General features: G+C 59.3%; 8 protein-coding genes and 4 tRNA genes. All 12 read left to right on the top strand.

Annotation, left to right across the window (positions count from 1 at the left end):
• The first annotated feature begins 54 nt into the window (after positions 1-54).
• A complete protein-coding gene (locus GJ700_RS30930; RefSeq protein ID WP_371868213.1) occupies positions 55-1230 on the top strand; it encodes an efflux RND transporter periplasmic adaptor subunit in 1176 nt (391 codons plus the stop codon).
• Entirely contained in the window at positions 1227-4316 is a 3090-nt protein-coding gene (locus GJ700_RS30925) for an efflux RND transporter permease subunit (RefSeq protein ID WP_154381345.1), read from the top strand. The genes GJ700_RS30930 and GJ700_RS30925 overlap by 4 nt, the downstream gene beginning before the upstream one ends.
• 189 nt (positions 4317-4505) lie before the next feature.
• A tRNA-Leu gene (locus GJ700_RS30920) sits at positions 4506-4592 on the top strand.
• A 33-nt stretch (positions 4593-4625) separates the two neighbouring features.
• The gene (gene tig / locus GJ700_RS30915) at positions 4626-5966 is read left to right on the top strand and encodes a trigger factor (RefSeq protein ID WP_154381342.1); all 1341 of its coding nucleotides are present in this window, start codon (positions 4626-4628) and stop codon (positions 5964-5966) included.
• A gap of 69 nt (positions 5967-6035) precedes the next feature.
• The gene (clpP, locus tag GJ700_RS30910; protein WP_154381469.1) at positions 6036-6653 is read left to right on the top strand and encodes an ATP-dependent Clp endopeptidase proteolytic subunit ClpP; all 618 of its coding nucleotides are present in this window, start codon (positions 6036-6038) and stop codon (positions 6651-6653) included.
• 147 nt (positions 6654-6800) lie between these two features.
• Positions 6801-8069, top strand: coding sequence for an ATP-dependent Clp protease ATP-binding subunit ClpX (gene clpX / locus GJ700_RS30905; RefSeq protein ID WP_154381340.1), 1269 nt, complete (start codon positions 6801-6803; stop codon positions 8067-8069).
• A gap of 288 nt (positions 8070-8357) precedes the next feature.
• Positions 8358-10769: an endopeptidase La gene (lon, locus tag GJ700_RS30900; protein ID WP_154381338.1), complete on the top strand. Its 2412-nt coding sequence runs from the start codon at positions 8358-8360 to the stop codon at positions 10767-10769.
• A gap of 212 nt (positions 10770-10981) precedes the next feature.
• Positions 10982-11254 carry an HU family DNA-binding protein gene (locus GJ700_RS30895; RefSeq protein WP_371868212.1) on the top strand — a complete coding sequence of 91 codons (273 nt, stop codon included), beginning with the start codon at positions 10982-10984 and terminating at the stop codon, positions 11252-11254.
• Positions 11255-11307: 53 nt separating this feature from the next.
• Positions 11308-11383, top strand: a tRNA-Val gene (locus GJ700_RS30890).
• A 33-nt stretch (positions 11384-11416) separates the two neighbouring features.
• Positions 11417-11493 (top strand) — tRNA-Asp (locus GJ700_RS30885).
• A gap of 25 nt (positions 11494-11518) precedes the next feature.
• A tRNA-Asp gene (locus tag GJ700_RS30880) sits at positions 11519-11595 on the top strand.
• A 164-nt stretch (positions 11596-11759) separates the two neighbouring features.
• Positions 11760-13697, top strand: a complete 1938-nt coding sequence (locus GJ700_RS30875; protein WP_154381336.1) for a SurA N-terminal domain-containing protein — start codon at positions 11760-11762, stop codon at positions 13695-13697.
• Positions 13698-13864 lie beyond the last annotated feature (167 nt).

Below are 13864 nucleotides of genomic sequence, written 5' to 3'. Positions count from 1 at the left end.
GCAATGCCGCAATGAAGCTGTCCAAGTCCGGGCATCACAATAAAGGAAAATACCGTGTCTCCTTTGCATTCTCTCCGCCCATCCTCCGATTCCCGCAGCCTGCCGCGCACCGCCGTGGCCGCTGTCGGCGTGGCCGCGTTGCTGGCGCTGACCGCCTGCCACAAGACGGAAGAAAAAACCGAAGACATCCGTCCGGTGCGTGTGCAGCAAGTGCGCGCCAGCGATACCGATCTGCTGTCGGAATTTGCCGGCGACGTGCGGGCGCGCGTCGAATCGCGGCTGGGATTCCGCGTGGGCGGCAAGATCGTCGCGCGGCTGGTGGACGCGGGCGCGGTGGTAAAAAAGGGCCAGGCGCTGATGCGGCTCGATCCGCAGGATTTGCAGCTGGCCAAGGCGCAAGCCCAGGCGGGATTGCGGGCGGCGGAGACGTCGCGCGATTTCGCCAAAGCGGAATTGAAGCGTTACCAGGAACTGAAAGCCCAGAATTTCGTCAGCCAGACCATCCTGGACAGCAAGGATGCGGCCTACAAGGCGGCGCAAGCCAATGTGGAAGCGGCGCAGGCGGCGTTCCGCGGCCAGGCCAACCAGGCCGGCTATGCGACCCTGGTGTCGGATGTCGATGGCGTGGTCACTGCCGTCAACGCGGACGTGGGCCAGGTGGTGGCGCCCGGCACGCCGGTGGTGCAGGTGGCCAAGAGCGGCGACAAGGAAATCGTCATCGGCGTCCCGGAAGACAAGGTCGATGCGCTGCGCGGCGTGTCCGACGTCCGCGTGCGGCTGTGGGCGCATCCGGACCAGGTGGCGCAAGGCAAGGTGCGCGAAGTGTCGCCGGCGGCCGATCCGGTGACCCGCACCTATCCATTCAAGGTGACGATTCCCGCCAGCATGGCCGACGCGAAGCTGGGCATGACGGCCTACGTGGCGTTTGCGTCGAAGATGCCGGAAGCGGAAATCCATGTGCCATTGTCGGCGATGTTTTATGAGCGGGGCGCGTCGTCGGTGTGGGTGGTGGAAAACGGCGCCGTGCGCCTGGTGAAGGTGCAGGTGGGCGGCGTGGCGGGCAACGACATGGTGTTGAAAGGCGGATTGAAACCGGGCCAGGTGATCGTCACGGCCGGTGTCAATCAATTAAAACCGGGCCAGAAAGTCACGATCTTGGGCGGTGAGAAGGCTGCATCGGCCCCGGCGGCGGCCTCCGCCACCGCGTCCGCCAGCGGGGTAGCAAAATGAAGGGCGGCTTCAACCTGTCGCGGTGGGCGCTGGAACACATCCCGCTCACGCGCTACCTGATGGCCGTGCTGCTGATCGGCGGCATGCTCAGTTATATGAACCTGGGCCAGGACGAAGACCCGCCGTTCACGTTCCGCGGCATGGTGGTGCGGGCGATCTGGCCGGGCGCCACGGCGCTGCAAATGGCGGAGCAGGTCACGGACAAGCTGGAAAAAAAGCTGCAGGAAACGCCGTACGTCGATGAAATCAGCAGCTATTCGAAGCCCGGCGAAACCACGATCATCCTGCGCCTGCGCGAGTCGTCGCCGCCCAAAGAGACGGCGGCGGCCTGGTACCAGGTGCGCAAGAAACTGGGCGATATCCGCTACACCCTGCCGCAGGGCGTGCTCGGGCCCTTCTTCAACGATGAATTCGGCGATACGTTCGGCTCGATCTTCGCGCTGTCGGCCGACGGTTTCACCTATGCGGAACTGAAGGATTACGCGGACTTCGTGCGCCAGCGCCTGCTGGCCGTGCCGCAAGTGTCGAAAGTCGACTTGCTGGGCGTGCAGGATGAAAAGATCAACATCATCTTCTCGCACAAGAAATTCGCCACCCTGGGTGTACCGTTCGAAGCCATTGTCGGCCAGATCGCCGCGCAAAACACGGTGGAATCGGCCGGCGTGCTGGTGACGCCGACGGAAAACCTGCAAGTGCGGGTCAGCGGCGCGCTGAAAACCGTCAAAGACCTGGAAATGATGGAGTTGCACGCGAATGGCACCACGTTCCGGCTGGGCGACTTCGCCACCATCGAGCGCGCCTACCAGGATCCGCCGCAGGACAAGATGCGCTACAACGGCAAGGAAGTCATCGGCCTGGCCATCTCGATGGAAAAGGGCGGCAACATCATCAAGATGGGCAAGGCAATGGAGCTGGCGGCCGACGAGTTGCGCGGCAAGCTGCCGGTGGGCATCAACCTGGAGCGCGTCGCCAACCAGCCGGCTGCGGTGTCGGCGTCCGTGGGCGAGTTCGTGCGCACGCTGGTGGAAGCGATCCTGATCGTGCTGGCCGTGAGTTTCGTGTCGCTGGGCTTGCACACCAAGCCGAAACTGCGCCTTGATGCCCGTCCGGGCCTGGTGGTGGCGCTGACCATTCCGCTGGTGCTGGCGGTGACGTTCCTGTTCATGCACATCCTGGACATCGACTTGCACAAGATTTCGCTGGGCGCGCTGATCATCGCGCTGGGCTTGCTGGTGGACGACGCCATCATTGCCGTGGAAATGATGGTGCGCAAGATGGAAGAAGGGCAGTCGCGCTTCGACGCCGCCATTGCCGCCTACACCTCGACAGCCATGCCGATGCTGACGGGCACGCTGATTACCGTGGCGGGTTTCCTGCCGATCGGCATGGCGAAATCCATGGCGGGCGAATACACGTTCACGCTGTTTTCCGTCAATGCGCTGGCGCTGGTGATTTCATGGTTCGTCGCCGTGATTTTCACCCCGTATATCGGCTACGTGCTGTTGCGCGTGCAGCCGCACGCGGACGGCCACCACGAATTGTTCGACACGCCCGGCTACCGCAAATTCCGCAAGCTGGTGAACTGGTGCGTCGAATGGCGCATGCTGACCATTGCCGCCACTTTGGGCATCTTTGCGCTGGGTATTTATGGCTTCAAGTTCATTGAAAAACAATTCTTCCCCGATTCCAGCCGCCCGGAATTGATGGTGGAGATGTGGACGCCGGAAGGCTCGTCGTTCCAGCTCAATGAAGGGCTGGTGAAGAAATTCGAAGGCATTGTCGGCAAATATGACGGCGTGGCCAGCATCACCAGCTATGTCGGCACCGGCAGTCCCCGTTTCTACTTGCCGCTGGACCAGATTTTCCCGCAATCGAACGTGTCGCAAATGGTGGTGCTGGCCAAGGATTTGAAGGCAAGGGAAGCGATCCGGAAAAAAATCATCACGCTGTTCAAATCGGATTTCCCGGAAGTGCGGGGCAGGGTGAAACTGTTGCCGAACGGTCCGCCGGTGCCGTATCCGGTGATGTTCCGCGTCTCCGGTACGGAAGTGGCGCCGTTGCGCGCGCTGGCTGACGACGTCAAGGATATCCTGCGCGCCAATCCGAACACGCTGGGCGTCAACGATAACTGGAACGAGTCGGTCAAGGCGGTGCGCCTCGAGTTGGACCAGGACAAGATGCGCGCGCTGGGCGTCACCACGCAGTCGGTGATGCGGGCCGCCAATACCATCCTGACCGGCACGCCGATCGGCCAATTCCGCGAAGGCAACCGCCTGATCGATATCGTCGTGCGCCAGCCGGTCGAGGAACGCAGCACCATGCAGGCCTTGCAGGACACGTATCTGCCGACGGCGTCGGGCCGCTCGATTCCCGTCAGCCAGGTGGCGCGCGCGCACTTCGTGTGGGAGCCGGGCGTCGTATGGCGCGAAGGGCGCGAGTGGGCCATTACCGTGCAGTCGGACGTGGTCGATGGCATCCAGGGACCGACGGTGACGTCGCAAATCCTGCCCAAGCTGGAAGAACTGAAAAAACGCCTGCCGGCCGGCTACCGCATCACGGTCAAGGGCGCGGCGGCCGATACCGGCGCGGCGGAAGCGTCGATTGCCGCCAACCTGCCGCTGGCCGTGTTCATTATCTTCACGCTGCTGATGTTGCAATTGCACAGTTTTAAGCGGTCGCTGATGGTGTTCCTGACCGGTCCGCTGGGGATTGCCGGTGCGGCGGGGGCGTTATTGATCATGGACCGGCCACTGGGCTTTGTCGCCAACCTGGGCGTGATCGCGCTGTTCGGCATGATCATTCGAAATTCGGTGATCCTGGTCGACCAGATCGAGCAGGACATTGCCGGCGGGGCCGAGCCGTGGGATGCCGTGGTGGAAGCGGCCGTGCGGCGCTGCCGTCCGATTGTTTTGACGGCGGCGGCAGCGGCGCTGGCCATGATTCCGTTGTCGCGTTCGGTATTCTGGGGGCCGATGGCGGTGGCGATTATGGGCGGTTTGATATTGGCGACGGTGCTGACTTTACTGTTCCTGCCGGCGCTGTATGCGGCATGGTTCCGGGTGAAGAAACCATCCGGTATGAGTTAGGAATGCATGCCGGATAAAAATTTCAAGCAATTGCTGTGTAAATGTTGTGGTAAAGCTAAAAAAGCCCTTCCACACTCCGGAAAAAACAGTAGAATACCGCGTTGAAGTTGAAAGCCCCCGTGCAAACGGGGTAAAGGGCGACCCGTTGCTTCACTTAATGGTCGCCCTTTGCTTTTGTACAAATACGCCGCGAGGATGGCGAAATTGGTAGACGCACCAGGTTTAGGTCCTGACGCCAGCAATGGTGTGGGGGTTCGAGTCCCCCTCCTCGCACCACAGTATTCTTTACATTTTTTGGACGATTTTTACATGGCAACTGCAGTCGAAAACCTGGGCAAACTCGAACGTCGTATCACGATCTCCTTCCCGCTGACCGACGTCCGCACGGAAGTGGAGAAGCGCCTGAAAGTGCAAGCCAAGTCGGCTAAAGCACCAGGCTTCCGTCCTGGCAAAGTGCCCCTGAAAATGGTCGCAGCACAATACGGTTATCAGATCGAAACCGAAGTGCTGAACGATAAAGTCGGCCGCGCATTCAACGATGCCGCCAATGAAAACAACCTGCGCGTGGCAGGCTTCCCACGTATCGAGCCAAAGAACGAAGCGCCTGAAGGCCTGCTGGCGTTCGACGCGACTTTCGAAGTGTATCCGGAAGTTGAAATCGGCGACCTGTCCGCCGTGGAAATCGAGACCGTCAAAGCCGACGTGACCGACGTTGAAATCGACAAGACCATCGAAATCCTGCGCAAGCAGCGCGTGCACTTCCACACCAAGGGCGAAGCCGGTGAACACGGCGACGGCGGTGAAGCGATCGCCGCCAATGGCGACCGCGTGACCGTGGACTTCGTTGGTTCGATCGACGGCGTGGAATTTGCCGGCGGCAAAGCCGACGACTTCGTGTTCGTACTGGGCGAAGGCCGCATGCTGCCGGAATTCGAAGCAGCGACCGTGGGCCTGAAAGTGGGCGAAGCCAAGACCTTCGACCTGGCATTCCCTGAGGACTACCACGGCAAGGACGTGGCAGGCAAAACCGCGCAATTCACCATCACGCTGAAAAAGCTGGAATGGGCGCACCTGCCGGAAATCGACGCTGAATTCGCGAAATCGCTGGGCGTTGCCGATGGCGACCTGGCAAAAATGCGCGAAGACATCAAGGTCAACCTGGAGCGCGAAGTGCGCGGCCGTGTGAAAGCACGCAACAAGGAAGCCGTGATGGAAGCGCTGGTGAAAAACGCCACGCTGGAAGTGCCTAACGCACTGATCGAGCAAGACACCCAGCGCCTGGCTGAAATGACCCGCCAGGACATGGCGCAGCGCGGCATGAACGTCAAGGACGTGCCATTCCCGCCAGAACTGTTCAAGGACAAGGCTGAACAGCGCGTCCGCCTGGGCCTGATCCTGAACGCCCTGGTTGCACAAAACAACCTGCAAGCGCTGCCAGAGCAAGTCAAGGCACAGATCGAAGACTTCGCACAATCGTACGAAGATCCACGTGAAGTGCTGAAGTACTACTACAGCGATCGCCGCCGCATCGCTGAAGTCGAAGCCCTTGTATTGGAAGAAAACGTCGTTAACTTCGTTCTGGGCCTGTCGAAAAACACGTCGAAGCAAGTTGCCTTCGACGAGTTGATGGGAAGCAACGCGCAAGCGTAATCCAGCTGAGGCGCCTGGCCCTTGGAAAAGGGCGGGGCGCCGGCTGCTTCACAAGGAAAACATTGAATGATGAACCGTAATCCGGCACTCGACACTGAAATGCTCGGCCTGGTGCCGATGGTGATTGAACAAAGCGGCCGCGGCGAGCGTTCGTACGACATTTACTCGCGCCTGTTGAAGGAGCGTGTGATTTTCATGGTGGGCCCGGTCAACGACCAGATGGCCAACCTGATCGTCGCCCAGTTGCTGTTCCTGGAGAGTGAAAATCCGGACAAGGATATTTCCCTCTACATCAATTCGCCGGGCGGTTCCGTTTCCGCCGGCCTGGCGATCTACGATACGATGCAGTTCATCAAGCCTGATGTGTCCACGCTGTGCACCGGCATGGCTGCGTCGATGGGCGCCTTCCTGCTGGCGGCAGGCGCGAAAGGCAAGCGTTTCTCGCTGCCGAATTCGCGCATCATGATTCACCAGCCGTCGGGCGGCTCGCAAGGCATGGCGTCGGACATCGAAATCCAGGCCAAGGAAATCCTGTACCTGCGCCACCGTCTGAACCAGATCATGTCGGAGCGCACGGGCCAGACGATCGAACAGATCGCCAAGGATACCGACCGCGACCGCTTCCTGTCGGCGGAAGACGCTGCCGAATACGGGCTGATCGACAAAGTGCTGACCAGCCGCGCTTGATGCCGTATTTGATGCGTTTTTAGCAGCAAAGTGACGCCCGAAACTCATATGGTTCGGGCGTTTCTTTTTTATTTCAGGTAGCATGTGTCCTGTACGCTCTTCACTTGTACGGCAGCACCCTACCTTGTAACTACATAAACAAGTCCCATGTCCGAGAAAAAATCCTCCAGCGGCGAAAAACTTCTGTATTGCTCGTTTTGCGGTAAAAGCCAGCACGAGGTGAAGAAGCTCATCGCCGGTCCATCCGTCTTCATTTGCGACGAATGCATCGACTTGTGCAATGACATTATTCGCGACGAAACGGCAAGCATTGAATCGGTCGCGGGCGCCAAGTCTGATTTGCCGACTCCCCATGAAATCAAAGACTTGCTGGACCAGTACGTGATTGGCCAGCAGACCGCCAAGCGCATCCTGTCGGTCGCGGTCTACAACCACTACAAGCGCCTGAAGCACCTGGGCAAGAAGGATGACGTCGAACTGGCGAAGTCCAACATCCTGCTGGTCGGCCCGACGGGTTCCGGCAAGACGCTGCTGGCGCAAACGCTGGCGCGCATGTTGAACGTGCCGTTCGTGATTGCCGACGCCACCACCTTGACCGAAGCCGGTTACGTGGGTGAAGACGTAGAGAATATCATCCAGAAACTGTTGCAGAGCTGCAACTATGATGTGGAAAAAGCGCAACGCGGCATCGTCTACATCGACGAGATCGACAAGATCTCGCGCAAGTCCGACAACCCGTCGATCACCCGCGACGTGTCGGGCGAGGGCGTGCAGCAGGCGCTGTTGAAACTGATCGAAGGCACGATGGCTTCGGTGCCGCCACAAGGCGGCCGCAAGCATCCGAACCAGGACTTCGTGCAGATCGACACCACCAACATCATGTTCATTTGCGGTGGCGCGTTCGACGGCCTGGCCAAGATCATTTCCAACCGTTCGGAAAAGTCCGGCATCGGTTTCTCGGCTGAAGTGAAGAGCAAGGAGCAGCGCGCCACCAGCGACCTGCTGATGGAAGCGGAGCCGGAAGACTTGATCAAGTTCGGCCTGATCCCTGAACTGGTGGGCCGTCTGCCGGTGGTGGCGACCCTGGCCGAGTTGACGGAAGAAGCGCTGATCCAGATCCTGGTCGAGCCGAAGAATGCGCTGGTCAAGCAGTATTCGAAGCTGCTGGAAATGGAAGGCGCGGAACTGGAAATCCGTCCGGCCGCGTTGCACGCCATTGCCAAGAAAGCCCTGGCGCGTAAAACCGGCGCCCGCGGCCTGCGTTCGATTCTGGAACACGCATTGTTGGATGTAATGTATGAATTGCCGAATGAATCGAATGTCGGCAAAGTCGTCATTGATGAAAATACGATCACCAGCGGCGCCAAGCCATTGCTGATTTATCAGGAATCGGCAAAAGCTTCCGGTGAAAATTAAGTGGTAAGAATATAAGCACCGCACACGGGAGCAAAATTCGTTTTGCATCCGTGTGGCAAGGCGGTAAAATAAAATCCAATAAGCAGGCTTCATCCGAAAAGCCACCGCGCCTGTATAGACGTGTGTGGCTTTTTTATATGGAGAATTAATAACTGCTTATTTTTAAAGCACGGCAGAATCAAAAGACTAACGGCAATATCGCTTTTTAGAATTATTTATTGCCGTTGGATCTTGTGATCTGGCAAAACACCGCCATCATCAGGTACACGCTTTCACATAAGGTACGCCATGACAACTTCCAAATTAACTGAGCAAACTCAGCTGCCGTTATTGCCGCTGCGGGACGTCGTCGTTTTCCCGCATATGGTGATACCGCTGTTCGTAGGTCGCCCAAAATCGATCAAGGCGCTGGAAGCGGCTATGGAACAGGGCAAGAGCATCATGCTCGCTGCACAGAAAGCCGCTGCCAAGGACGAGCCATCCGCCTCCGACATTTACGAGATCGGTTGCGTGGCCAATATTCTGCAAATGCTGAAGCTGCCCGACGGGACCGTCAAGGTGCTGGTGGAAGGCGCGCAGCGTGCCCGTATCCGCAAGATCACGGACGCGCCGACCCACTTCGTGGCCGACCTGACCCCGCTGGATTCGGAAGAGGGCGACGATTCGGAAATCGAAGCAATGCGCCGCGCCATCGTTCAGCAATTTGACCAGTACGTCAAACTCAACAAGAAAATTCCGCCGGAAATCCTGGCGTCGCTGTCCGGCATCGATGACGCCGGCCGCCTGGCTGACACCGTGGCAGCCCACCTGCCGCTGAAGCTCGAGCAAAAGCAAGTCATCCTGGAAATCTTCAACGTCGGCAAGCGCCTGGAGCATTTGCTCGGCCAGCTGGAAGGCGAACTCGATATCCTGCAGGTGGAAAAGCGCATCCGTGGCCGCGTCAAGCGCCAGATGGAAAAGTCGCAGCGCGAGTACTACCTGAACGAACAGGTCAAGGCCATCCAGAAGGAGCTGGGCGAGGGCGAGGACGGCGCCGACCTGGACGAGCTGGAAAAGAAAGTGGCTGCCGCCAAGATGCCGAAAGAGGCGCTGGACAAGGCCAATGCCGAACTGAAAAAACTCAAGCTGATGTCGCCGATGTCGGCCGAAGCGACCGTGGTGCGCAACTACATCGATACCTTGGTGTCGCTGCCATGGAAGAAAAAATCCAAGGTCAACAATGACCTGTCCAACGCCGAGAAGACGCTGGAAACGGACCACTACGGCCTCGAGAAGGTCAAGGAACGCATCCTTGAGTACCTCGCGGTGCAGCAGCGCGTCGACAAGCTGAAAGCGCCGATCCTGTGCTTCGTGGGTCCTCCAGGCGTGGGTAAGACGTCGCTGGGCCAGTCCATCGCCCGCGCCACGAACCGCAAGTTCGTGCGCATGGCGCTGGGCGGCGTGCGCGACGAAGCCGAGATCCGCGGCCACCGCCGTACCTACATCGGTTCGATGCCGGGCAAGGTGCTGCAATCGCTGGCGAAAGTCGGCGTGCGCAACCCGCTGTTCCTGCTGGACGAAATCGACAAGATGGGTGCGGACTTCCGTGGCGATCCGTCTTCGGCCCTGCTGGAAGTGCTGGATCCGGAACAGAACCACACGTTCTCGGACCACTATATCGAGGTGGACTTCGACCTGTCCGACGTGATGTTCGTGGCGACGTCGAACTCGTACAACATCCCGCCGGCGCTGCTGGACCGGATGGAAGTGATCCGCCTGTCCGGTTACACGGAAGATGAAAAGACGTCGATCGCGCAGCGCTACCTGTTGCCGAAGCAGATCAAGAACAATGGCTTGAAGGACGGTGAAATCACCGTGTCGGAAGCGGCCATCCGCGACGTGATCCGCTACTACACCCGTGAAGCCGGCGTGCGTTCGCTGGAACGCGAAGTGTCGAAGATCTGCCGCAAGGTGGTCAAGATGCTGCTGCTGAAGAAGACCGAGAAGAAGGTCGCCGTGACGCCGAAAAACCTGGACAAGTTCCTGGGCGTGCGCCGTTACGACTTCGGCGTGGCCGAGAAGCAGAACCAGGTGGGCCAGGTGGTCGGTCTGGCATGGACCGAAGTGGGCGGCGATTTGCTGACCATCGAAGCGGTCACCATGCCGGGCAAGGGCAACGTGATACGCACCGGTACGCTGGGCGATGTGATGAAGGAGTCGATCGAAGCGGCACGCACCGTGGTGCGCAGCCGTGCCAACCGCCTCGGCATCAAGGCCGAAGTGTTTGAAAAGAGCGATATCCACATCCACGTGCCGGAAGGCGCGACGCCGAAGGATGGTCCTTCGGCCGGTATCGGCATGACGACGGCGCTGGTGTCCGTGTTCACGGGCATCCCGGTGCGCGCCGACGTGGCGATGACGGGTGAAATCACGTTGCGCGGCGAAGTGCTGCCGATCGGCGGTTTGAAGGAAAAACTGCTGGCGGCGCACCGTGGCGGCATCAAGACCGTGTTGATTCCCGAGCAGAACGTGAAAGACCTGGCCGAGATTCCGGACAATGTGAAAAACAAGCTGGAAATCGTGCCGGTGCGCTGGATCGACAAGGTGCTGGAAATCGCGCTGGAACGCCAGCCTGAACCGGTGGTGGAGACGCCGCCGGTGGAGGCGGTGGCGGCTGCGCAGGCCAAGGTGGACGGGCAGGGCGACGTCGTCAAGCACTAAAACCGGGCTGGCTTTGAGCCGTTAAGCTACAAACAGGCGCCAAATCGGCGCCTGTTTTTATTTTTACTGGTGTTTTCGCCAGTGTTTCCCTTGACACAAGCCTTTCCCCGCTTGTCTAATACCGCCTGAGATTTTTCTCTGCTGCCGTAAAGCCGCATTCTTGCTGGCTTAAAACGGTATAAATGATATAAACCTTTGTGACGGGGACTTTTGTGAACAAGACTGAACTGATCGACCATATCGCTGCTTCCGCTGACATTTCGAAAGCGGCAGCCGCCCGCGCCCTGGACGCGATGATCGATGGCGTAACCACCACCCTGGCCAAGAACGACAGCGTCACCCTGGTCGGCTTTGGCACCTTCTCCGTGAGCGAGCGCGCTGCCCGTACCGGCCGCAATCCGCGCACGAAAGAGGAAATCGTAATCGATGCAGCCAAAGTACCTAAATTTAAGGCTGGCAAAGCCCTGAAAGATGCTGTAAACTAACGGACTTCGGTGAGCAGCGGTACTTTGTACACTGTTCACTAAAGCAGTCTGATGGGCGGTTAGCTCAGTTGGTAGAGCGGATGCCTTACAAGCATTAGGTCGGGAGTTCGACCCTCTCACCGCCCACCACATCAGATTGATTGTTGTAGCCTTGCACAAGCTGGAGCGGTAGTTCAGTTGGTTAGAATACCGGCCTGTCACGCCGGGGGTCGCGGGTTCGAGCCCCGTCCGCTCCGCCAGCGCCAGCAAGGGTACACACTACCAGGAGTGGTAGTTCAGTTGGTTAGAATACCGGCCTGTCACGCCGGGGGTCGCGGGTTCGAGCCCCGTCCACTCCGCCAAGAACACGAAACCCCAGCAGCTGCGAAGTTGCTGGGGTTTTTTGCCATTTGGCTTTTTATTATTGTTGCTGTCTTGCCCATCATAGAGCGCACACGGTAGAATCGCGTGCGCGGGCGGACCCAGGGTCCGCCTTTGCCATTTCACTCAACATCATTGGCGGACCATGTTTGAATTTATACGCACGCATCAAAAACTGATGCAGATCTTCCTGGCGATCCTGATCGTGCCGTCGTTTGTCTTCGTCGGTGTCAGTGGTTATAAGAGCTTCGGTGACGATGCCAACACGCTGGCCAAGGTCGACGGCCACGCGGTGACGCGCCAGGAATGGGAACAGGCTCAACGCAAGCAGCTGGACAATTACCGCCAGCGCCTGGGCCAGCAATTCGACCAGAAAATGTTCGACACGCCCGAGTTCCGCCAGAGCGTGCTGGACCAGCTGATCACGGAGCGCGCGATCCTCTCCGAAGCGTCCCGCAACCACCTGACGATTTCGCCAGCCAAGCTGCAAAAGCTGATCGTGGAAGCGATCAAGGGTGTGCCGAACATCTTCAAGGCGGACGGCTCGATCGACATGGAAGTGTACCGCGACATCCTGGCCCGTTCGCAAGGCTTGACGCCGGAAGGCTACCAGCAACTGGTGATGAAGAGCGAAACCACGCAACAGGTGGGCGGCTCGGTCGCCATGTCGGGCTTCGTGCCGCGCTCGGTGGCCAAGCTGGTGTCGGACTTCGGCGCGCAGGAGCGTGAAGTGCAGGAACTGGCGCTGCCGGCCCAGCAATTCATGGACAAGGTCAAAGTCACCGACGAGATGGTGAAAGCGTTCTACGACAAGAACACCAAGCTGTTCGAAGTACCGGAGCAGGCGAAAATTGAGTATGTAGTATTTAACTCGGCGGCGGTGTCGTCGCAAGTGTCGGTGACCGATGAGGAAGTGGCGGCCTACTACAACGGCAACACCAAGCGCTTCACGGCGCCGGAAGTGCGCCGCGCCAGCCAGATCATGGTGGCCCTGAAGCCGGGCTCCAGCGCTGCCGACAAGGCCGCCGCGAAAGCCAAGGCGGACGCCATCCTGGCCGAAGTGAAGAAAGCGCCGGCGGACTTCGCGAAGATCGCCAAGGCGAAATCGGAAGATCCGGTCTCCGCGCCACAGGGCGGCGACATGGACGTGCTGGACCGCGCTTCGCTGCCGAAATCGCTGGGCGACGCCGCGTTCGCCGCCAAGCAGGGCGACATCGTCGGTCCGGTGGAAACCGAATTCGGCTACCACATCGTGACGATCACGTCTCTGAAGCCGGAAGCCGTGAAGCCGCTGGCGGAAGTGAAGGAAGAAATCGCCGCCGACCTGAAGAACCAGAAAGCCGGCAAGAAGTATACGGAAATGGCGGAAGCCTTCACCAACACCGTGTACGAACAGGCTGACAGCCTGAAACCGGTGATCGACAAGCTGAAGCTGCAAGTGCAGACGGCGGACAACGTGACGCGTACGCCATCGCCGGCCGCCGGCCAGGCGCCGTACAACAACGCCAAGTTCCTGACGGCGCTGTTCACCGATGAAGTGCTGAAGAACAAGCGCAACACGGAAGCCGTGGAAGTCGCGCCGAGCACGCTGGTGTCGGGCCGTATCGTCGAGTACAAGGCCGCCTCCAAGCGTCCGCTGGCCGAAGTGGAGCCGATGATCCGCCAGCGCGTGCAGGTCGAGGAAGCCATCAAGCTGGCGAAGAAGGAAGGCGAAACCAAGCTGGCTGCCGCCAAGGCCAGCGGTTCGGCTGACGGCTTCTCGCCGGCCAAGCTGGTGTCGCGCGCCAATCCGAACGGCTTGAACAACGCGGCCGCGGCGGAAATCATGAAGGCCGATGTGTCCAAGCTGCCGGCTTACGTCGGCGTGGAAATTCCGGGCATGGGTTACGGCGTGTACCGCATCGGCAAAGTGCAGCAGCCTGCCCAGCAGGACGCCGCGCAGCGCCAGGCGGAAGAACAGCAGATCGGCAACATGCTGTCGCAGCAGGAACTGTTCATGTACGTGGAAGCCCTGAAGCAGAAGTCGAAAGTCAAAATGCTGGGCAGCGTGACGGCGCCGGCCAAGACGGAAGCCGCCAACTAAGCTGATGTTGGGTTGAAATGAAAAGCCGCTGAAGTTCAGCGGCTTTTTTTTGGTTCTTCACGGATTGCCGGGATGAGCATGCCGTAAACGCAAGAGAGCAGTAAGGAAGAGTTATTGTGTTTGTGCGACCAAACCCAAAAACTAAACCACTGCTCTCATGGCAAATC

The organism is Pseudoduganella rivuli (assembly GCF_009674485.1).
Lineage (GTDB): Bacteria > Pseudomonadota > Gammaproteobacteria > Burkholderiales > Burkholderiaceae_D > Rugamonas > Rugamonas rivuli_B.
The sequence above is the reverse complement of the archived record's forward strand: the minus strand, read 5'-3'. Positions and strand labels throughout refer to the sequence as shown.

Coding starts and splice junctions, on each gene's coding strand:
- clpP (WP_154381469.1), top strand. CDS start 6,036: ATGAACCGTAATCCGGCACTCGACACTGAAATGCTCGGCCTGGTGCCG.
- lon (WP_154381338.1), top strand. CDS start 8,358: ATGACAACTTCCAAATTAACTGAGCAAACTCAGCTGCCGTTATTGCCG.
- clpX (WP_154381340.1), top strand. CDS start 6,801: ATGTCCGAGAAAAAATCCTCCAGCGGCGAAAAACTTCTGTATTGCTCG.
- tig (WP_154381342.1), top strand. CDS start 4,626: ATGGCAACTGCAGTCGAAAACCTGGGCAAACTCGAACGTCGTATCACG.
- GJ700_RS30875 (WP_154381336.1), top strand. CDS start 11,760: ATGTTTGAATTTATACGCACGCATCAAAAACTGATGCAGATCTTCCTG.
- GJ700_RS30925 (WP_154381345.1), top strand. CDS start 1,227: ATGAAGGGCGGCTTCAACCTGTCGCGGTGGGCGCTGGAACACATCCCG.